24 protein-coding genes are annotated in these 19,511 nt (G+C 71.6%); 16 read left to right on the top strand and 8 right to left on the bottom strand.

Annotated elements, in window-relative coordinates:
* Positions 1 to 9: 9 nt before the first annotated feature.
* Complete coding sequence (locus CXQ97_RS07540; protein ID WP_219815383.1) at positions 10 to 729, bottom strand: VOC family protein; 720 nt, start codon at positions 727 to 729, stop codon at positions 10 to 12.
* Between the two features lie 102 nt (positions 730 to 831).
* On the opposite strand from CXQ97_RS07540, the gene CXQ97_RS07545 reads away from it, so the two are divergent.
* Complete coding sequence (locus CXQ97_RS07545; RefSeq protein ID WP_104180213.1) at positions 832 to 1,221, top strand: glyoxalase/bleomycin resistance/extradiol dioxygenase family protein; 390 nt, start codon at positions 832 to 834, stop codon at positions 1,219 to 1,221.
* On the opposite strand, the gene CXQ97_RS07550 is transcribed toward CXQ97_RS07545, so the two are convergent.
* Positions 1,202 to 1,912, bottom strand: coding sequence for a TetR/AcrR family transcriptional regulator (locus CXQ97_RS07550; RefSeq protein ID WP_104180214.1), 711 nt, complete (start codon positions 1,910 to 1,912; stop codon positions 1,202 to 1,204). The genes CXQ97_RS07545 and CXQ97_RS07550 overlap by 20 nt on opposite strands.
* 137 nt (positions 1,913 to 2,049) lie before the next feature.
* On the opposite strand from CXQ97_RS07550, the gene CXQ97_RS07555 reads away from it, so the two are divergent.
* Positions 2,050 to 3,000 carry an NAD-dependent epimerase/dehydratase family protein gene (locus CXQ97_RS07555; protein WP_219815384.1) on the top strand — a complete coding sequence of 317 codons (951 nt, stop codon included), beginning with the start codon at positions 2,050 to 2,052 and terminating at the stop codon, positions 2,998 to 3,000.
* Positions 3,001 to 3,010: 10 nt separating this feature from the next.
* Here CXQ97_RS07555 and CXQ97_RS07560 read toward each other — a convergent pair whose 3' ends face one another.
* Entirely contained in the window at positions 3,011 to 3,982 is a 972-nt protein-coding gene (locus tag CXQ97_RS07560) for a D-2-hydroxyacid dehydrogenase (RefSeq protein WP_104180215.1), read from the bottom strand.
* Positions 3,975 to 5,285 (bottom strand): AI-2E family transporter, encoded by a 1,311-nt coding sequence (locus tag CXQ97_RS07565; RefSeq protein ID WP_104180216.1) that lies wholly within the window; start codon positions 5,283 to 5,285, stop codon positions 3,975 to 3,977. Before CXQ97_RS07565 ends, CXQ97_RS07560 begins: the two co-directional genes overlap by 8 nt.
* A gap of 60 nt (positions 5,286 to 5,345) precedes the next feature.
* Here CXQ97_RS07565 and CXQ97_RS20535 point away from each other — a divergent pair, with 60 nt between their 5' ends.
* From CXQ97_RS20535 to CXQ97_RS07590, 5 genes are all read left to right on the top strand, one after another.
* A complete protein-coding gene (locus tag CXQ97_RS20535) occupies positions 5,346 to 5,987 on the top strand; it encodes a ScbR family autoregulator-binding transcription factor (RefSeq protein WP_104180217.1) in 642 nt (213 codons plus the stop codon).
* Between the two features lie 213 nt (positions 5,988 to 6,200).
* Entirely contained in the window at positions 6,201 to 7,175 is a 975-nt protein-coding gene (locus tag CXQ97_RS07575; RefSeq protein ID WP_104180218.1) for an aldo/keto reductase, read from the top strand.
* A gap of 107 nt (positions 7,176 to 7,282) precedes the next feature.
* Positions 7,283 to 8,593 carry a sugar ABC transporter substrate-binding protein gene (locus CXQ97_RS07580; RefSeq protein WP_104180219.1) on the top strand — a complete coding sequence of 437 codons (1,311 nt, stop codon included), beginning with the start codon at positions 7,283 to 7,285 and terminating at the stop codon, positions 8,591 to 8,593.
* Positions 8,593 to 9,561 (top strand): carbohydrate ABC transporter permease, encoded by a 969-nt coding sequence (locus CXQ97_RS07585; protein ID WP_104180220.1) that lies wholly within the window; start codon positions 8,593 to 8,595, stop codon positions 9,559 to 9,561. Before CXQ97_RS07580 ends, CXQ97_RS07585 begins: the two co-directional genes overlap by 1 nt.
* 55 nt (positions 9,562 to 9,616) lie before the next feature.
* A complete protein-coding gene (locus CXQ97_RS07590; protein ID WP_104180221.1) occupies positions 9,617 to 10,495 on the top strand; it encodes a carbohydrate ABC transporter permease in 879 nt (292 codons plus the stop codon).
* Between the two features lie 11 nt (positions 10,496 to 10,506).
* On the opposite strand, the gene CXQ97_RS07595 is transcribed toward CXQ97_RS07590, so the two are convergent.
* Entirely contained in the window at positions 10,507 to 11,316 is an 810-nt protein-coding gene (locus tag CXQ97_RS07595) for an SDR family oxidoreductase (protein ID WP_104180222.1), read from the bottom strand.
* A gap of 70 nt (positions 11,317 to 11,386) precedes the next feature.
* Between CXQ97_RS07595 and CXQ97_RS07600 the strand changes: the two genes are divergently transcribed.
* Together CXQ97_RS07600 and CXQ97_RS07605 are read left to right on the top strand one after the other, a co-directional pair.
* Positions 11,387 to 11,833 carry a hypothetical protein gene (locus CXQ97_RS07600; RefSeq protein ID WP_104180223.1) on the top strand — a complete coding sequence of 149 codons (447 nt, stop codon included), beginning with the start codon at positions 11,387 to 11,389 and terminating at the stop codon, positions 11,831 to 11,833.
* 33 nt (positions 11,834 to 11,866) lie between these two features.
* Entirely contained in the window at positions 11,867 to 12,100 is a 234-nt protein-coding gene (locus tag CXQ97_RS07605) for a hypothetical protein (protein WP_104180224.1), read from the top strand.
* A 33-nt stretch (positions 12,101 to 12,133) separates the two neighbouring features.
* On the opposite strand, the gene CXQ97_RS19775 is transcribed toward CXQ97_RS07605, so the two are convergent.
* Positions 12,134 to 12,289: a hypothetical protein gene (locus tag CXQ97_RS19775; protein ID WP_181035002.1), complete on the bottom strand. Its 156-nt coding sequence runs from the start codon at positions 12,287 to 12,289 to the stop codon at positions 12,134 to 12,136.
* Between the two features lie 228 nt (positions 12,290 to 12,517).
* Between CXQ97_RS19775 and CXQ97_RS07610 the strand changes: the two genes are divergently transcribed.
* The 5 genes from CXQ97_RS07610 (at position 12,518) to CXQ97_RS07620 (ending at position 15,477) form a co-directional block, all read left to right on the top strand.
* Complete coding sequence (locus CXQ97_RS07610; RefSeq protein WP_104180225.1) at positions 12,518 to 13,264, top strand: DUF429 domain-containing protein; 747 nt, start codon at positions 12,518 to 12,520, stop codon at positions 13,262 to 13,264.
* A 37-nt stretch (positions 13,265 to 13,301) separates the two neighbouring features.
* The gene (locus CXQ97_RS07615) at positions 13,302 to 14,183 is read left to right on the top strand and encodes a transposase (protein WP_104180226.1); all 882 of its coding nucleotides are present in this window, start codon (positions 13,302 to 13,304) and stop codon (positions 14,181 to 14,183) included.
* The gene (locus tag CXQ97_RS19430) at positions 14,180 to 14,488 is read left to right on the top strand and encodes a GAF domain-containing protein (RefSeq protein ID WP_146069604.1); all 309 of its coding nucleotides are present in this window, start codon (positions 14,180 to 14,182) and stop codon (positions 14,486 to 14,488) included. The genes CXQ97_RS07615 and CXQ97_RS19430 overlap by 4 nt, the downstream gene beginning before the upstream one ends.
* Positions 14,485 to 14,604 carry an ANTAR domain-containing protein gene (locus CXQ97_RS19435; RefSeq protein ID WP_146069596.1) on the top strand — a complete coding sequence of 40 codons (120 nt, stop codon included), beginning with the start codon at positions 14,485 to 14,487 and terminating at the stop codon, positions 14,602 to 14,604. The genes CXQ97_RS19430 and CXQ97_RS19435 overlap by 4 nt, the downstream gene beginning before the upstream one ends.
* A gap of 153 nt (positions 14,605 to 14,757) precedes the next feature.
* Positions 14,758 to 15,477 carry a GAF and ANTAR domain-containing protein gene (locus CXQ97_RS07620; protein ID WP_104180227.1) on the top strand — a complete coding sequence of 240 codons (720 nt, stop codon included), beginning with the start codon at positions 14,758 to 14,760 and terminating at the stop codon, positions 15,475 to 15,477.
* A gap of 13 nt (positions 15,478 to 15,490) precedes the next feature.
* Here the strand turns inward: CXQ97_RS07620 and CXQ97_RS07625 are convergent, their stop codons facing one another.
* A complete protein-coding gene (locus CXQ97_RS07625) occupies positions 15,491 to 16,510 on the bottom strand; it encodes an LLM class flavin-dependent oxidoreductase (protein ID WP_104180228.1) in 1,020 nt (339 codons plus the stop codon).
* A 149-nt stretch (positions 16,511 to 16,659) separates the two neighbouring features.
* Here CXQ97_RS07625 and CXQ97_RS07630 point away from each other — a divergent pair, with 149 nt between their 5' ends.
* Positions 16,660 to 17,076, top strand: coding sequence for a VOC family protein (locus CXQ97_RS07630; protein WP_104180349.1), 417 nt, complete (start codon positions 16,660 to 16,662; stop codon positions 17,074 to 17,076).
* Here the strand turns inward: CXQ97_RS07630 and CXQ97_RS07635 are convergent.
* A complete protein-coding gene (locus CXQ97_RS07635; RefSeq protein WP_104180229.1) occupies positions 17,013 to 17,669 on the bottom strand; it encodes a GAF domain-containing protein in 657 nt (218 codons plus the stop codon). The two genes, CXQ97_RS07630 and CXQ97_RS07635, sit on opposite strands and share 64 nt — an antisense overlap.
* Positions 17,670 to 18,060: 391 nt before the next feature.
* Between CXQ97_RS07635 and CXQ97_RS07640 the strand changes: the two genes are divergently transcribed.
* Positions 18,061 to 19,458, top strand: coding sequence for an HNH endonuclease signature motif containing protein (locus CXQ97_RS07640; RefSeq protein ID WP_104180350.1), 1,398 nt, complete (start codon positions 18,061 to 18,063; stop codon positions 19,456 to 19,458).
* Positions 19,459 to 19,511: the final 53 nt, after the last annotated feature.

A 19,511-nucleotide genomic window follows, 5' to 3' on the forward strand; every position in this document is an offset into this window, starting at 1 on the left:
GCCATCGTCTCACCCGCCGTGCGGCCCGCGCCAATCCCCGACGACCTCGCGGGCGTGGGCGAAATCCTCCGCGAGCGCGTCCCCCTCCGCCGCACCGACGAGGGACTCCGCCCGCGCGAGCGCGGCACGGGCGGGCACGGGATCCCCGAGCCGGACCAGCAGCTCCGCGCGGTACAGCTCGGCCCGCGCCCTGTCCGCGGCGGGGGCGTCGGCATGGCGGGCGAGGCCGCGGTCGAGGACGTCCAGGGCGACGGCGTGGTCCCCGCGGGCGTCCCCCTGACGTGCTGCGACCTCCAGGACGCGGGCCAGGCCCGTGGCGCGGTCGGGCCCCTCCTCCTCGGTGTCCCCGGCCCGGGAGATGCGCAGCCAGTTGCCACCGACGTCCACCACGCTGAATCCGCTGGTGGTCCCCTGCTTCCGGCGGGGCCGCAGCAGGCGCGGGATGCCGGCGGACGGGATACGGCCGCGCGTCCGGCGGAGCCCGTCGGCGAACGTCCGGTAGAGCGCGTCGGCGTCCGGCACCGTGATGATGACGCTGCCCAGCGATGCCGCCGGGTCGAAACCGGGCACCGCGGACAGGTGGATACCCATGTCCTCGAGCTCGACGACGGCGTGCGGGTTCGGGCGCACCTGCCGGTAGGTGCGCCGGAAGCCGAGGTCCTCGTAGAAGGCGATGGCCTCGTCGAGGTCCGGGACCGTCAGGATCGGGTACATACGTTCGCCGGCCACGGTCCCATGCTCCACCGTGGCGGGCGTGGCGTCCACCGGGTCCGGGCGGCGTCCACCGGGCCAACCCTGTGCCGGCGGCGCCCGCGGGCATAGCCTTGGGCGATGACGCGGCGAGAGGTGTTCCCGATCATCAACTGCAGCGACCTGGCCTCGACCCGCGCCTTCTACGAACAGGTGTTTTCGGCCACCCTGCTCTACCGGTTCCCCGGGGAGGGGGAGCCGGAGTACGTCACGCTGGGGATCGGCGACGGCCGGCTCGCCCTGGGCTCCGGTACGACGCAGGCGCTGTACGGGTCCACGCCCCTGCCGGCCACGGGCCATGCGGTGGACGTCTGCCTCTACGTGGACGACCTCCCCGGCGTCGTCGCTGCCGCGCAGGCGGCGGGAGCCCCGGTCCCCCTGCCCCCCGAGCCCATGCCGTGGGGCGAGACCGTCGCCTACGTCCGCGATCCCGAGGGCACCATGCTGCTCGTCATCCAGGCTCCCGCGTAGGCACGCCGAGCCCCAGCTGCACGGAGAGGCGCTCCACCGTGTAGTCGTGGAGCGAGTCCAGGTCGGTGAAGGTGTCGGCACCGTACTGCCCGAACACCTCGAAGGAGACGGCGCCGAACAGGGCCGACCATGCCTGCACGGTCGCCGCGACCACCCCGTCCGGCACCGACAGCGACAACTGGTCCCGGATCGCCCGGTAGTCCGGCGCGAGCGCACCCGGCGCCGTGCCGTCGCCTCCGGCGAGTTCCCCGGCCCGCCAGGCGTCGTCCATGATGTGCGCGAAGAGCGTGACGACGCGGGTCCCCTGCGCCGTCGTGCGCTCCGCCGGAGCCGCGTACCCCGGCACGGGGCTGCCGTAGAGCAGCGCCCAGCGGGACGGCTCCCGCACGGCCCAGGCCCGGACGGCCTGGGCGAGCGCGGAGAACCGGTCGACGGCGGTGGGCCCTGCCGCTCCGACGGCGTCCTCCACCTCGTCCCCGAGTTCCGTGTAGGCATCGACCACGAGGAGGGTCAGGAGGTCGTCGCGGTTCGCGACGTACCGGTACACCGCGGAGGACACGACACCGAGCTCCCGGGCCACGGCCCGGAGGGAGAGCGCTGCCGCACCCACCTCGGCGAGGTGGCGGCGGCCGATACGGGTGATGTCGTCGAGCGTCTGCTCCCGGGCGCGTTCCCGTGGTGTTCCTGGCATCTCCTCACTCTCGCACCGCCACGAGAGCAGCGTCAACAAAAAAGAGCACTGCTCTTGACAAGGGATCGGCGGCCGCGCACCCTGAATCTGAGAGCACTGCTCTCAGTTCTGGTTCCCCGTCCACGAGAGGCACGATCATGACCCTGTACGTCGTCACCGGAGCAGGACCCGTCGGCTGGACCCTCGCCGAGCAGCTGGCCGGGCGCGGGGACTCCGTCCGCATCCTCACCCGGTCGGGCTCCGGCCCCGTCCACCCCCTCGTCGAGAGGCTCCGGGTCGACGCCTCGGACGGCGCCGCGCTCGGTTCCGCCGTGACCGGAGCCGCCGCGGTCTTCCACTGCATCCACGGCAGCACCTACTCCGCGGCGGCGTGGAGGCGCGAGCTGCCCGCGGCCGAGGCGGCCGTCCTCGGGGCCGCCGGCCGGCAGGGCTCCGTCGTCGTCTTCCCGGAGAGCCTCTACTCCTACAGCCGCCCCGACGAGGTGATGACCGAGGATTCCGAGCGGGCCGCGGTCTCGGGCAAGCGCGGCGTCCGGGCGGTCCTCCTCGCGGCCCGCGCGGCGTCGGCGACGGACACCGTCTCCGTCGTCGCCTCCGACTTCTACGGCCCTAGGGTGCGCACGGCGCACGCGGGGGAACGGATGGTCCCGTCGGTGCTGAAGGGCACGCCGATCCGGCTGGTCGGAGACCCCGACGCGCCCCACTCGTTCACCTACGTGCCCGACCTCGCCGCCGCCATGATCGTGGCCGCCGGCCTGCCGCGAACACCGGACCGCGTGCTGCATGCGCCGACCCTCCCGGCGCTGACGCAGCGCCTGCTCGCCGGGGCCTTCGCCGCAGCGGCCGGCGTCGGCGCCCCGCGGCTCCACGGCACCCCGGGCAAGGTCCTCCGCGCCCTGGGCATGGTGCTGCCGTCCCTGCGGGAGATCGGGGAGCTGGCCTACCAGTTCGACCGGCCGTTCGTGCTGGACTCGGCCGCGTCGGAGCGGGCCCTGGGCCTCTCGCCGACACCCCTCGACACGGCCGCCCGTGAGACCGTGCGGTGGTGGCAGGCCGAGCTCGCCGCCGCGCCGTCGTCCCGCCGCTGACCGGAAGGGACTACGCGGTCGAGGGCACGTAGCCGAGCGCCTTGTCGACGACGCCGGGCAGCGGCCGCCCGTCGAGCCACAGCAGGAGGTTCCGCTCGAACTGCGCCGCCAGGTCGTCGAGCCAGGTGTCGGCGTTGCTCGCCATGTGCGGGGTGACGAGCACCGAGGGCAGCGACCACAACGGATGCTCCCGGGGCAGGGGCTCGACGGCGAACGTGTCGAGCACCGCCCCGGCGAGCGTCCCGGCCTGCAGCCGGGCGACGAGGGCGTCCTCGTCGACGAGCCTGCCCCGCCCGGCATTGACGAGGACCGCGGAGGGCTTCAGGGCGGCGACGACCGCCGCGCTGACGAGGCCCTCGGTCGCGGGCGTCAGCGGTGCCAGGAGGATCACGTAGTCGAACGCGCCGACCACGGCCGCGAGGTCCTCCGCGGCGTGCACGCGCCCGAAGTCGTCGTCGTGCTCCCGGGCGGTCCGTCCGGCGCCCTCGACACGCACCCCGACCGCGCGCAGGAGCCGCGCCGTCCGGCGGCCGATGCTGCCCGTCCCCACGACGAGGGCCCTGCTGCCACCGATGTTGCGGCCCTCGCGCCACTCCCAGCGCGCCTCCCGCTGGGCGTCGCGCAACGGGCCGAAGCCCTTCGCTGCGTGCAGGACGGCACCCAGCACGTACTCCGCCATCGGTTGGTCGAAGATGCCGTGCGCGTTGGTCACGACGACGTCGGAGGCCACCAGGTCGGGGAACAGCAGCTTGTCCACGCCGGCCGCCGCCACGTGCAGCCAGCGCAGGGAACCTGCGGCATGCCACGCGTCGGGCAGGGCGCCGGAGAAGTAGTCCCACAGGTACAGCACGTCGGCGCCCGCGAGCGCCCGGTCGAGGCCTGCCGCCCGGGTGACGCGCACGTCGGCGAGCCGGGCCACGCGCTCGAGCCCCCGGACGGGCCGGTCGCCCTCGAGCACGGCGATCACGGGGCGCCTAGTCACCGGGCTGCTCCGCGCGGTGCCCCACGGGCCCGGTCTCGGGCGGCGTGTCGGCGGCGGTCCCGTCGGCTCCCGTGCCGTTCGGGATGCCGGCCGGCACGGCGTCGGGGTTCCCGGAGGCCACTCCGGTCTCCGGGCGGTTCTCGATCGAGAGGTCGCGCAGGTAGCGGAGGACCACGATCGCCACGGCCGTGGTGGGTACGGCGAGGAAGGCACCGATGATGCCGAAGAGCGTGCCGCCGGCCGTGACGGAGGCCAGGACGACGGCCGGGTGGATCTCGAGGGTGCGGCCCACGAGCAGGGGCTGGATGAAGTTGCTCTCGAGCTGCTGGACGAGGACCACGAGCCCCAGCACGATCAGCGCCGTCACCCAGCCGTACGCGAGGAACGCGACGAGCGTCGCCACGAGCCCGGACACGATCGCGCCGATCACGGGGACGAAGGCGGAGAAGAACACGAGCACGGCCAGCGGGATGGCGAGCGGGATGTCCAGCAGGACGAGCCCCAGCCCGATGAACACGGAGTCGACCAGCGCGACGGTGGCCTGCGCGACGATGTAGGAGGAGAGCGCCTTCCAGGTCCCGCTGGCGATCATCGAGGCGTGCGCGTAGGCCGCGGAGTTGGTCCAGCGCGACGTCCACGGCATGAAGCGGTCGCCGTCCTTGAGGCAGAAGAACGTGAAGACGAGCGCCAGCAGCACGACGACGGTGCCCGAGGTCACCTCGCCCAGCCCGGCGGTGACGCCGGAGACGATGTTGCCGACGTTCGCCTGCACCTGGGCGAGGGCGGTGTCCACGATGCCGTCGAGGTTCGCCGCGTCGAGGTTGAACGGCGGCCGCGCGACGAAGGCGGCGAGGTCGGCGACGTTGTCGCGGGCCAGGCCGGAGAGGTCGGCGATCCCGCCGGCGATGGCGGGGACGGTCATCGCGCCGATGCCGACGACGACGCCGATGAAGCCGAGCAGGGTCACGAGGGCGGCGAGGACCTTGGGGAGGCCCTTCCGTAGGAACCTGTTGACGGGCCAGAGGACCGAGGCGAGGAGCAGGGCGAACAGCGCGGGCAGGACGATCGACCACAGCGCCCGGGTGATGTACCAGAGGATGACGAGGCCGGCGAGGACGATGATGCTCCGGGCCGTCCAGGCCGCACTCACCCTCAGCCCGTCGGCGAAGGCGTGCGGGCGGAACCGCCGGGCCACCGAGGAGCCGTGGGGTTCCGGGGCCGGGGCCGTCCGGGCGGGCCGCTTCCCGGGTCGGCGCGGGGCTGCTGTCTGGTCGTCCGGGCTTCCGGCTCCTGCGCGTGTCACGTAGCCATCCTGCCCTAGTCTTCAGGGCATGACGCAAGCATCCCGATCCGGCGGAACCTGATGGTGCAGCAGGAACGCGCGCGGTCCACGCGCGCGGCGATCATCGGCGCCGCCGCGTGCGTGTTCGAGGAGCACGGGTACGGCGGGACCGCCCTCGCGGCCGTCGCCACCCGGGCCGGGGTCACCAAGGGTGCGCTGTACTTCCACTTCCCGGCGAAGGAGGATCTCGCCGTCGCCGTCATCGAGGAGCAGCACGCGATCGCCTCCGCGGACGGCATGCGCGTACAGGCCCTGGGACGGCCGGCGCTGGAGACCCTGATCCTCGTCTCCCGTGGGTTCGCCGTGCAGCTCCTCCGGCACTCGGTCATGCGGGCCGGCATCCGCCTGACCTTCGAGGCGTCGGCCTTCGGGCACGACGTCCGGCAGCCCTACCTCGACTGGGCCGCACGCTTCGCGGACCTCGCGCGTTCCGCCCGGGAGGCGGGTGACCTGCGCCCGGAGGTCGACCCGGAGGCATTCGCCCTCCTGGTGGTGGGTTCCTACACGGGCGTGCAGATGGTGTCCGACATCCTGACGGGCCGGGAGGACGTGCTCGAGCGGCTCGCCGACCTGTGGCGGCTGCTGCTGCCCGGCGTCGTGGCCGCGGACCGGCAGGACCGCGTGCCGCTCCTCGTCGACCTCTTCCTCCACGGCACGACCTAAACCGGTCGAACGGTTTGTTTTTTCCGGGAGCCCGGCTACTGTTGCTTCTGGCACGGCAGGGGCTCCGTGGGGGAAGCCCCCTGCCCGATCCGCGAGGATCCCGCCCGCGGGCGTCCACGGCAGCGAACGGCTTCGCTGGACGCCCGCTCCTCCCCCTCCCCGATCCGTCCGGATGCCGCCGGTCGGCGCGGGCGCCTCACTAGAGTGGGACCCATGCGCTACGTGAAACTCGGCTCCACAGGCCTCGACATCTCGCCCCTCGCCCTCGGCTGCATGAGCTACGGCACCCCGGACCGCGGGAACCACGCGTGGACGCTCCCCGAGGAGGAGAGCCGGCCCCTGATCAGGGCCGCCGTCGACGCCGGGATCAACTTCTTCGACACCGCCAATGTCTATTCGGACGGCTCGAGCGAGGAGATCGTGGGGCGTGCCCTGGCCGACTTCACCCGACGCGACGACACCGTGATCGCCACGAAGGTCCACGGGCGCATGCACGAGGGCCCCAACGGTGCCGGCCTCTCCCGCAAGGCGATCCTCGCCGAACTGGACGCCAGCCTCCGGCGGCTCGGTACCGACTACGTGGACCTGTACCAGATCCACCGCTTCGACCCCACGACTCCCCTGGAGGAGACGCTCGAGGCGCTGCACGACGTCGTGAAGGCGGGCAAGGTCCGCTATCTCGGTGCGTCCTCGATGTACGCGTGGCAGTTCTCGAAAGCGCTCCACCTCCAGCGCACGAACGGGTGGACGAGGTTCGTCACCATGCAGGACCACTACAACCTCATCAATCGTGAGGAGGAACGCGAGATGTACGGGCTGTGTGCCGACCAGGGCATCGGAGTCCTGCCGTGGAGCCCCCTCGCGCGCGGCAGGCTCACCCGGGCGTGGGACGAGACGACGTCGCGCTCCGAGTCCGACCAGTTCGGCAAGACCCTGTACGGCACCGTCGACGCGGACCGCCGCGTCTCCGACGCCGTCGGCGCGGTGGCGGAGGCCCGCGGTGTGACCCGGGCGCAGGTGGCCCTCGCCTGGGTGTCCCGGAATCCCGTGGTGTCGGCGCCGATCGTCGGCGTCGGCAAGCCGCACCACCTCGAGGACGCCCTCGCGTCGCTGGACCTCGAGCTGACCGCGGACGAGGTCGCGGCCCTCGAGGAGCACTACGTGCCCCACTCGCTCGTCGGCTTCTGACACCCACGCCGACACCCCCTACCGGGATTGCTCCGGGGCAGCAAGACCCTTCGCCGTGTCCGTGGCGTGCTGTACGTTGTGAGCACCCTCACCCGGAAGGCACAACGATGACCATTTCCAGACGGCAGATCCTCGGCGGCGCAGGTTTCCTCGCAGCGGCAGCAGCACTGAACGGTTGCGCCGGATTCTCGGGCGGCGGCAACGACAGCGGCGGCGACGGCGACGGCACCGACACGCTCACCTTCACCACCTGGGGCAGCGCAGCCGAGGAGGAGGGCTTCCGGAAAGGGATCGCCGCCTTCGAGGCCGCGAACTCCGGCACGAAGGTCGAACTCAACCTCGTGCCGTACGAACAGATCTTCACCAACATCGATGCGCAGCTCCAGGCCGGGACGGCCCCGGACCTCTTCCGCGTGGACTACGGCACCATCGGTGCCTACAGCAGCCAGGACCAGCTCCTGGACCTCAGCGGCTACTTCGACACGGCCGCCGCCGAGGAGTTCCTCCCGGCGATGTGGCAGGCCGTGCAGTTCGACGGCAAACCCTTCGGCGTCCCCCACCAGACGGACACCTCGGCCCTCGTCTATCGCACCGACCTCTTCGAGCAGGCCGGCATCACGAGCGTGCCGGACACCCTCGACTCCGCCTGGACGTGGGACGAGTTCCGGCAGGTGGCCGAGCAGCTGCGCGGCTCCATCCCCGACGATCTCTACCCGTTCGTGTACAACTGGCAGCTCGGCGGCTCCACCCGGTGGCTGAGCTGGCTGTTCCAGGCGGGCGGCCGCCTCTTCAACGACGACCTCACCGGCTCGGCCATCGAGTCCGACGCGGGGAGGAAGGCGCTCGAGTTCACGCAGGGCTTCTTCACCGACGGCCTCGTGCCGCCCAGCAGTTCCGTCAAGTCCTCGACCTACGCCGACGACGCCTTCTCCGCGGGCACGACGGCGATGGCTTTCGTCGGCAACTTCGTGCTGCCCGGCCTCGATGAGAACATCAAGGACTTCGAGTGGGGCGCCACCTACCTGCCGCGGGACGAGCGCGGTGCGTGCGACCTCGGCGGCAACGCCCTCGTCGCCACCAAGAGCGCCCGCAACCCCGAGCTCGCGGCCGAGTTCCTGAAGTTCATGACGCAGCCGGAACAGATGTCCGACTTCTGCGCCCGCGCCATGGAGCTGCCCACCCTCAACAGCCTCGTCGGGACCGAACTGGACTACCAGACGCGGCCCGACATCGCGGGCATCTTCGTCGAGCAGGCCACCACGCTGGAGCCGTCCGACGTCGAGCAGCTCACCGCACCGGCGATGGCCACCATCAACCCGAAGCTCCGGGACCAGCTGGAGGCGGCCTTCACCCAGGGCCAGCCCGTGGAGGAGACGCTCGCGAACATCGCTGCGGCCGTCGACGAGGCAGCCGGCTGATGTCCGCCGACACCTCGGCCCGCGAGGAGTCGACCGGCAACACCGCCCCACCGCCCTCCCCCGCGGCCACCTACAGGGCGAAATCCGGCAGGCCCTCGCGACAGCAGCGTTCCACGGGCGCTGCCGCCGGGTTCCTCGGCCCCAACCTGATCCTGCTCGGCATCTTCCTCTTCCTCCCGCTCGGCTGGGCGCTGCTCATCAGCTTCCAGGAGTCCAGCGGCTTCGGCGCCAGCGGCTGGGTGGGCCTCGAGAACTACCGACGCCTCGTCGTGGACCCCACGTTCTGGCAGTCCGCGCTCAACACGGCGGTGTTCACGCTGATCACCGTGCCCCTGAGCCTGGCGCTCGGGCTGGGCCTCGCGGTGCTCATGAACTCGGTGCTGCCCGGCCGGAAGCTGTTCCGCACGCTGATCTACCTGCCCATGGTCATCTCGGGCATCGCGACGGCCCTCATGGGTGTCCTGCTGTTCGACGAGAGCACGGGCATCGTCAACAAACTGCTCCGGGAGGGCGGGTTCGCGACCATCCCCTGGCAGTCGGAGGGCACGGCGGCCTTCGCCTCGATCATCCTGGTGACCCTGTGGATCCGCGTGGGCTTCAACATGGTCATCTACCTCGCCGGACTGCAGGGCATCTCCCCCGAGCTCTACGAGGCCGCGCGGCTGGAGGGGGCGAGCTCGTGGCAGCAGTTCCGCTACCTCACGGTGCCGCTCGTGGGTCCGTCCACGTTCTTCCTGCTGATCATGGACGTTATCTACTCGTTCCAGGTCTTCGACACCATCTTCGTGATGACGGGCGGCGGGCCCGGCCGGTCGACGTCGGTGCTCGTCACCTACGCCTACGAGAACGGCTTCGTGACCCGTGACCAGAGCTACGCCGCGGCCATCGGGATCGTGATCTTCCTCGTCACGCTCGTCTTCACGGCCATCCAGTGGCGGGGCAACCGATCCAGGGACACGGTCGGCTGATGGCAGCGTCACCGGCATCGACACCGACCACCGACCACCTCGGACAAGGATCACCATGGCCCATCCACTGACAGCCCGGGGGAACGGCGCGGCACCCCGCGTCCGGCGCGTGTCACCCGCGCAGCGCGCCTCCTCGATCGCCCGCCTGGTGACCGCCGTCGTCGTGGGCCTCGTGATGATGTTCCCGCTGTACTGGATGATCACGATCGCCTTCTCGCCGAGCGCCGACGTGGTGAGCCGCGAGCTCCGCGTCTGGCCGTCGGAGTGGACCCTCGACAACTTCCGGACCATCTTCGGCACCTTCCCCGCGGCCACCTGGTTCGGCAACTCCGTGGTGGTCACGGCGATCATCACGATCCTCACCGTCTCGGTGAACCTGCTGGCCGGCTACGCCTTCGCGAAGCTCGACTTCAGGGGCAAGGGCTTCGTCTTCCTGCTGGTGCTCAGCACCATGATGGTGCCGGTCCAGGTGCTGATGGTGGCGCAGTTCCGCCTCGTCACCCAGCTCGGGATCTACGGCACGTTCTGGGCGGTCATCTTCCCGTCCGCGGCGTCCGCGTTCGGGATCTTCCTCGCCCGGCAGTTCATCATCGCCATCCCGGACGAACTCCTGGAGGCGGCCAAGATGGACGGCGCGGGGACCATCCGCATCTTCCTGCAGATCATCCTGCCCCTCTGCAAGCCGCTCATCGCGGTGCTGGTGCTGCTGACGGTGATGTATCAGTGGAACGACTTCGCGTGGCCGCTGATCGCCCTGAAGGACGCGCAGCTGTTCACGCTGCCCATCGGGCTGCTGTACCTGCAGGGCCAGTACGGCGCCGACTACGGGGCCATCATGGCGCTGGCGCTGCTCTCCATCACGCCGATCGTCATCATGTTCCTCGCCTTCCAGAAGTACTTCGTGCAGGGCCTCGCGCGGAGCGGCATCCGCTAGGGCCCCCCGGACTACCACCGCCGGAAGCCGCCCTCCGTGCTCAGCACCTGGCCCACCATCCAGCGCCCCTCGTCGCTCAGCAGCCAGGCGATCAGGCGTGCGGGGTCGTCGGGTTCGCCGAACCGCCCCGACGGGCAGTGCGCGAGGACGTCCCGGAGCGTCCCGAGCGGGCGGTCGGCCGTGTCGTCGTCGAGGTAGCCCGTGTTGACGGGACCCGGGTTCACGGTGTTCAGGAGGATGCCCCGGTCCACGAGGTGGTCGGCGACGGAGGCCGTCAGTCCCGCGAGCGCAGCCTTGGACGCCGCGTAGGCGATCTCCCCCGTCATGGGGCCGGCGACCTGCCCGGACGTCATCCAGATGACGCGCCCGCCCTCCCGGCCGTCGTGCTGGTCGGCGAACTGCTGTGTGGCGAGGATGGTGGAGCGGGCGTTGACCTGCCAGTGCGCGTCGAGGTCCTCCCAGGAGATCTCGTCGAGCCGGCCGTCTCCCCCGCTCCGCGCGTGGTTGCAGACCAGCCCGTCGAGGTGGCCGAGCACCGAGCGGGCCTCGCCGATGAGCTGCTCGCTGCCGTCGTGCCGCGCGAGGTCGATGCTCGCGTGGCCCAGGGTCGCGCCCTCCTGCAGCCTCCCGCGCAGGGAGGCGACGACGTCGTCGATGCGGTCGGCGCCCCAGGGCTGTGCGGCGTCGTGCGGTGCGTAGTGGTGCAGGAAGAGGCTCGCGCCCAGCTCGGCGAGACGCGAGGCCACGGCGTAGCCGATGCCCCTGCGCCGGCTGACACCGGTGACCACGAACGTGCGCCCTGCCAGGGAGGTGGATTCCATGGGCCCCACCCTAGGCGCGGTGCTTCGCTAGGCTGGGATCGCCACCTCCCGTCCCGTCCCCAGGAGTCCCATGCGCCGCCTGTCGTCCCGTCCCGTGCCGGCGGCCTGGAGCGTCGCCGCGGTGCTCGCCCTCACGGGCTGCGCCGGACCGGTGATCGGGCTGCTGGATTCGGAGCAGACGGAGCAGGACGTCCTGACCATCCGGACGGACCTCGACGGGATCGACCTCGACAGCACGCGCTTCCTGGCCGAGCGCGACGGCGTCGAGTACTTCGCGGCCACGCCCGTGGACGGGACGGGCACCGAGGCCACCGTGTGCCTCCTCGTCGAGGAAGGCATCGGGGTGGGGCTCGAATGCACGCCCCTCGAACCCGGGACGGCCGGCCCCACCATCCGCGACAGCAGGGCCACCGTGGTCCTGCTGCCGGACGCGTTCGACAGGGATTCCCTCGCGGCCGAGGGCTTCGAACTGCTGCACCCCAATCTCGCCCTGCGCCCGGCCGCGGAGGGCGCCTAGCATGGGAGGAGCAGGCGGACCCGAGGAGGAGCCATGGCGATTGCGGAGGATGACGGCGGCGAGCTGATCGTCGGCGATGTGACGCGGACCGGAGGCCGGGCCCTCGCCGTCGGGCTCTCCCACACCGCGGACGAGCAGGACCGGCCGATGATCAGGATCGGCTGGATGGAACAGGACCAGCATCTCGAGATCACGGTCGACGAGGCGCGGGCACTCCGGGACGAGCTGTCCCGCATCATCGAGGACGCCGGCAGCTCCGACGCGTGAGCCCCCGGTCCGGTGCGTGAGCCCCGGGGCGCCCTAGGCCGAGACCTGCGTCTGCCCGACGGTGACCCGGTGGTTCTGCTCGCACTGGAAGACGGCGATCGTGCCGGCCGGGACGGGCCCCTCGGCCGGCCACTGGTCCTCGGCCAGTTCGAGCAGGGCAGACCCGCAGCTGGGGCATCCGGTGTCCATTCCGTACTTCCTCTCCTCGCGCTCTCGTCGCGCTCGCCTCGCGGCGCGGGTGCTGGGCCCCGCTCCTCCAGTACACACCGCTCCGGGACGGCGGACCACCCGGCGCCGCCCGCGTACGGTACTGGACTCGTCGACGGGCCGCGCTCCCGCCCCGACGCGGCCGCCGGGCGCTGGTCCGGCGGGTCGACCTCCGCTGGTACGTCCCGCCCCGGATGCCTATAATCGGGCGTGCTCACAGCCGGGGTGGATCTCGCAGCGGAATCGAAGGGCACGGCCCTCGCGGTGCTCGACTGGTCCGGTCCCTTCGTGCGGATGGACGTCCGCACGGCAGTGGCCGACGCCGACATCGCCGCCGTCGCGCCGACGGTCGCCCGCCTGGGCATCGACTGCGCCTTCGGCTGGCCCGACGACTTCGTCTCCTTCCTCACCCGGCACGCGTCGGGCGGACGCGTGGAGGCGGGCGCCGACCAGGGCATGGCGTGGCGGCGTCGTCTGTCCTATCGGGCGACCGACCGCATCACGCGGGAGATCACGGGGCGGTGGCCGTTGAGTGTCGCGACCGACCGGCTGGGACTGACGGCGATGCACTGCGCCGTCCTGCTGGACGCGGTCGGGGATGCGCTGGGGACTCCGGTGGACCGCTCCGGGGGCGGGACCGCCGTCGAGGTCTACCCGGCCGCGGCGCTGCGCGGCTGGGGCTTCGACACACGGGGGTACAAGAACGACATCCAGGTGCGCGGCGCCCTGCTGGCCCGGCTTCTCGAGCATGCGCCCTGGCTGGGGGTCGGGGCCGCGGACCGACGGCTCCTCACGGACTCCGACGACGCGTTCGACGCCGTGATCGCCGCCCTCGCGGCTCGTGCCCACGCGCTCGGCCGAACCCACCCCGTCCCGGCGCAGTTCCGGGAGCAGGCGTGCCGGGAGGGGTGGATCGCGCTGCCCGTGGGACGGTTGGAGGACCTCGCTCCCCGGTGACCGACCGCGGCGCGCATCACGGAAGGACGCAGCACCCATGGACCTGGTGGAACGGGCCGAGGCCCTGTACGCGCTGCCGCTCGACCGGTTCACCGACGCGCGGAACGCCGCCGCGAAGGAGGCCTCGCAGGCGGGCGACAAGGACCTCGCCGCCGCGCTGCGCAAGCTGCCGAAGCCCGCCGCGGCGGCCTGGCTCGTCGATCTGCTGGTCACCCGTCGCCGGGACGAGGTGCAGCAGGTCCTGGAACTCGGAGCCTCGCTCAGGGAGGCGCAGGACGGCCTCGACCGGGCGCAGCTCCACGCGCTCGGCCAGCAGCGCCAGCGGCTCCTCGCCGCCGTCGCCCGGCAGTCCCTCGATGCCGCCGCGGAGGCGGGCTACGACGTCGGCCCCGCGGCCCTGCCGGGGGTCGAACAGACCCTCCGCGCCGCCCTCGCCGACCCGGCAGCCGCTGCCGCCGTCCTGACCGGACGGCTCGTCAGGACCCTCGAGGCGTCGGGCTGGGATCCGGTGGACCTCGAGGGTGCCGTCGGCGGCCCCTTCACCTCCCCCGCGCCGGGCGGCAGCGGACCGGACGAGGGCGACGACGCCGGGGACGGGCGGGCACGGAAGCCCTCGGCGCGGGAACGCAGGGACGCCGGCTCGCGACTCGCCGCAGCACGTGAGGCACACGCGGCGGCCGAGGACGCAGCCTCGGCCCTGCAGCGGAGGTCGCAGCGGCTCGCGGTGCGGCGCGAGGGGGTCGCCGCCTCCATCGAGGACCTCGAGGAACGGCTCGACGCGCTGCGCCGGGAGCGGGCCGACCTCGACGCCGAGACGGCCGACCTCGAGCGGGCCGCGGACGAGGCGGACGACGCCGTCGCCGCAGCGAGGGAAGCACTGGAGCACGCCGCCGCGTACCTCGCAACCCTCGAGGACTGAACGGGGCACGCGCGCCCGGCGTAGACTGCGGAGCCCGGTGCCGACCAGAGAACCGTCACGGCGACGGCCCGTGCCCGGATGCCGCCGCGACGGGGATATCGGCCTACTGCTCCGATACGACGAAGGACCCGCGCTGGCCCACCTACCCCGGGCGCCTCGACACCGGGCGGATCCGGTCGATCCTCGGGGTCCCGTTCGCGCTCGAGGGCGACGGGCAGGCAGCGCTGAACCTCTACTCCGTCGGGCCCGACGCCTTCGTCCCGGCGGGTCATCAACACGGCCGCCGGCATCATCATGTTCCATGAATACGTGCTCGCAGGCGGAGGCCCTCGCGATCCTGCAGCGGGCGTCCAGCAGCCGGAACGTGAAGCTGAGGCTCGTGGCGGAACGCGTGGTGGCGTCCACCAACGGGCAGTCCTGAGGTAGGAGTACCGGGCAGCGTCCTGTCAGGTCCGGGCGCGCCGCGGCAGAACAATTTGCCCCGCCTGGGGCGGGCCGCTACCGTGGAAAGGGTCCAGTAGCGGGCGGATACCACTGTCGGCTGTGCCGGCATCAGGACTCCTGAAGGCATGACGTGAACTCCGAGCCCACTCTCAACGACCTCGCCACGGCTTTCGGCCGCGTACGCGGGCTTCTCCTCACCGAAGAGACCGCGCAGCAAGCCGTCAACCTCCTCGCCGAAGCGGCGAGGGACCTCATTCCCGGAGCAACCGGAGCAGGCGTGTCCCTCATCGAGCACGGACGACGGACGAGCAGCGGCGCGACCGACCGATCGGTCCTGCGAGCCGATGAACTCCAGTACGAGCTCTCCGAAGGACCCTGCCTCAACGCCTGGGCCACGAGCACCCCGACCCGGACGGACGACACCACCGCTCCCGGCCAGCGCTGGCCTCGCTGGGCCGCGGCGGCCGCCGAGATGTCGGTCCTCTCCTGCCAGAGCGTGCCCCTGATCCAGGGCCAGACGACCATCGGTGCCATGAAGGTCCACTCGACGGAGGCTCATGCCTTCGACGAGACGACGGAGCGCGCCCTGACGCGCTTCGCGGTCTCCGCAGCAGCCCTGCTCGGCCACGTACAGACCACGGAGACGCCGAGACGCATCCAGACCGAACTCGCCACCGCCCTGCAGATGCGTGATCGCATCGGCATGGCCAAGGGGATCCTGATGGCGCAGCGTGGCATCGACGACCGCGAAGCCCTCCGCGTGCTCGTCGCCCGTGCGCAGGACGGTCGGCGTACGGTCGCCGACGTCGCCCTGGAGCTGACCGGCGGAGCCGGTTCCGCCAGGGCCTAGATCCCCGGCGCGGTCAGCGAAGGCCGGCCGCGGGCCCCACGAGGTTCACGATGTTCCCGAGCAGCGCCGCGTTGAAATCGACGCCGAGCTGGTTGGGAATCGTCACCAGCAGCGTGTCGGCGGCCTGCACGGCGGCGTCGGCCGCGAGCTGCTCGGCGATGGCGTCGGGCGGGCCGATGTAGCTCCGGCCGAAGCGGGAGCGTGCGCCGTCGAGGATCCCCACCTGATCGGTCGACTCCCGCTGCGCGCGGATGCCGAAGTAGTACTCGTCGGTCCTGCTGACGATCGGCAGGATGCTGCGGCTGACCGAGACCCTCGCCGCACCCTCGTGTCCGGCCTGGGCCCACGCCTTGCGGAAGATGTCGATCTGCTCGGCCTGCAGCTCGTCGAACGGCACGCCGGTGTCCTCGGTCAGCAGCGTGGAGCTCATGAGGTTCATGCCCTGCTCCCCGGCCCAGCGCGCCGTCGCCCTCGTACCCGATCCCCACCAGATGCGCTCGGACAGCCCGGGCGACAGCGGGTCGACGGGCAGGTTCCCGGTACTCCCCGTCATCCGCGGATTGGCTTCCGCGATGCCCTGGCCGGCGATCGCCCTGCGGAACAGGTCCGTCTTCGCACGGGCCATGTCGGCGTCGCTGGAGCCCTCCGCCGGCGGATAGCCGAAGCTGCGGTAGCCGTCGAGAGCCGTCTCGGGTGATCCGCGGCTGATCCCGAGCTGCAGCCGCCCGTTGCTGATGAGGTCGGTGACGGCGGCTTCCTCGGCCATGTAGAGCGGGTTCTCGTACCGCATGTCGATCACGCCGGTGCCGAGTTCGATGGTCCTCGTCCGCGCGGCCATGGCGGCCAGCAGCGGGAAGGGCGCCGAGTACTGCGGCGCGAAGTGGTGGACGCGCACGTACGCGCCGTCGACGCCGAGCTCCTCGGCCGCAACGGCGAGCTCCACGGCCTGGACGAGGGCCTCGCGGGCCGTGGGGACGAGCGAGCCGCGCACGTCCTGATAGTGGCCGAAGGACAGGAATCCGATCTTCTTCATGTCCGGTGCAGCGTCCGGGAGCGTATCCCCATTCCCGGGCGGAGGTTACGTCCCCGAGCGCCGTCATCACTTCAGTCTGGTCAGCGCCAGTCCTGGTGCGGATCCTCCACGCCACGCCGCCGATCGGGCAGGCGTGCAAGACTGCGGCCATGACGATCCCCATCAAGTCCTACGCCCATGTCCGCCTCACGGTCACCGACATCGAGGCCTCCCGCGCGTTCTACGACGCCGTCTTCGGACTGCCCGTCGCCTTCGAGGTGCCCGAGGGCGCCGACGAAGCGACCCGCGAACAGCTCGGTTTCCTGTTCGGCGGCGTCATCTACCAGCTCGGGGACAGCCTGCTGGGCCTGCGGCCCGTGGCCGACGACGTCTTCAGCGAGAACCGGGTGGGCCTCGACCACCTCTCCTTCGCCGTCGAGGACCGAAAGGTGCTCGACGACGCCGCGGGACAGCTCGAAGCCCGCGGTATCCCCCACGCCGGGGTGAAGGACATCGGCGCGGGCTACATCCTGGAGTTCCGCGACCCGGACGACATCGCGCTCGAACTCTTCGCACCCAAGGCGTAGGAGCCGGCTTCCGCCGGCGGGGAGCCGAGGACCTCGGCGTTCACCTCGAGCTCGGCTTCGTCAGCCAGGCGATGAAGTTGCAGGAGACCATGGCCGTCGAGGTCCCGCGGCCTCGTGTCCAGGATGCACAGACTGCCGACGAACCAGCCACCGGGCCCGCGCAGCGGCACACCGGCGTAGAAGCGGATGAAGGGCGCCCCCACCACGAGGGGGTTGTGCTGGAAGCGCTCGTCGGCCCGGAGATCGGACACCACCAGCGGGTCCTCGCCCTGCAGCGTGACGTTGCAGAAGGCGGCGTCCCGCTGGACGTTGCGCGGGAACGACCCCACGAAGGACTTGAGGTATTGCCGGTCCGCGCCGACGAGGGAGATGACCGCCGTCGTCACCCCGAAGTGGGCCTGGGCACGGCGCGTCAGGCGGTCGAACCGCTCCTCGTCGCCGGAGTCCAGAAGACCCAGTCGATCGAGTGAGCGCAGCCGCTGACGCTCGGCTTCGCGGGCCGGGGAACCCTGCAGGTCGGACCGGGCAGCTGCGGCGAAGGAGGATGGGGTAGGCAGGGAAAGAGTCCGCTCGAGTGGTAGTGGGGTGACCATCCGTTCGCTTGGGCAACGGATATATCCATGATGCCAGTTCCGGCTCAACTCACCGGGCAGGAACGGCGGGACAAGACGAAAGCTTCAGCGAAGTTTTCCCTGCACGCCATGTTCCGATGACGGCGCCCGCACGGACGGGGCCGAACGGACCGATGGCGGCGGTCGGACGAAGGACGAATTCGCACCTGTGTTCTATTTCAAGAATGGTACAATAGGAAACATGTTCGACGATGCCGCAGGCACTCGGGAAGGATCCTCGCTCGGACCGGGCGTGGAAACCTCCGTGATCCGCGGCTGGATCAGAAGCCTCGTCCCTCGGACGTCGGCAGGTCATCCTTCGGCTTCGCCCGATGCGCCCATCGAGGGCCCTGAGGAGGCGTTGGTGTCGACGATGCGGGTACTCGAGGACCTGAAGTGCGCTGCGACGGCGGCCCAGGCCCGCGCCGCCATGGCCCTGGATACTGCTCGACGACGAGCGGAGGCGGGCGCCGGCGTCCCGGCCGGGCAGCGCGGGCGGGGCGTCGGAGCCGAGGTCGCCCTGGCGCGACGGGAGTCGCCCCATCAGGGCTCGCGGCTGCTGGGCCTGGCCCGGCTGGTCACGACGGACATGCCTCACACCCTCGCAGCCCTGGAATCCGGTGCGCTCAACGAGTGGCGTGCCACCGTGATCGCGCGCGAGACCATCTGCCTGAGCGCCGAGAACCGTCGGGCCGTCGACGCCGAACTGGCAGCCGATACCGGCGCCCTCGAGGGCGTCGGCACACAGGGGCTGAAGAACCGGGCGCGGAAGATCGCCTATCGTCTCGAACCGGGGGCCGCCGTCGCAAGGGCGCGCAGGGCCGTCGGGGAACGCTACGTGAGCTGTCGGCCCGCCCCCGACACCATGGCCCACCTCACCGCACTGCTTCCCGCGGGCGAAGCCATCAGCGCCTATTCCGCGCTCTCCCGCCAGGCCGATACGCAGATCAGCACCGGGGACGGCCACGGGCGCGGGCGTGGCCAGTTGATGGCCGACGCCCTCGTCGAGCGCCTCACCGGCACGGCTGCCGGGACGGTCCGGGCCGAGGTGCAACTGATCATGACGGACCGGACGCTCCTGAAGGGTGACAGTGAGCCGGCCTTCCTTCCCGGCTACGGCTCCGTCCCGGCCCAGACGGCCCGTGACCTCCTCCGGGCCCGTCCCCGTACCCGGAATCACGGCGACCCGGACGGCGACCTGCTCGCCGGCGGCGGTCCCGTTGCGACCGACGATCCCGCCGCCCGGCTCTGGCTGCGCCGGCTCTACACCACCCCCGACACCGGCCGGCTGGTGGCGATGGATTCACGCGCCCGGCTCTTCCCGCCCGGCCTGCGCCGCCTGATCGCCGCCAGGGACGCGACCTGCCGCACCCCGTACTGTGACGCGCCGATCCGGCACGCGGACCACATCGTCCCCTGGCGGATCACCGGTACGACGGACGCGGACGGCGGGCAGGGGCTGTGCGAGAACTGCAACTACGTGAAGGAAGCGGAGGGCTGGGTGTCCAGACCCCTGCCGGGACCAGGACATGCGATCGAGCGGCGCACGCCCACGGGGCACACCTACGTCTCGGTGGCGCCGCCACTACCCGGCGCACGCCTGCCCGACCCGCCCTGGTCCCGGCGACAGCCCCAGGCGGCCCGGTCGGACAGCCCTTCGCCCGACAGACCTTCATCCGGCAACCCTTCACCCGACGGCCCCTTGCCCGCCAGGACGCGACGGCTGGCGCACTCGGTGGTCGACTTCATCCTTCACCCCGCCGCTGCCTGAACTGCGCCCTGTGGCAGTCATGCAGAGACCCGGCAGTCGGAACGACTGCCGGG

The sequence above is a fragment of the Arthrobacter sp. B0490 genome (assembly GCF_002929355.1).
Lineage (GTDB): Bacteria > Actinomycetota > Actinomycetes > Actinomycetales > Micrococcaceae > Arthrobacter_D.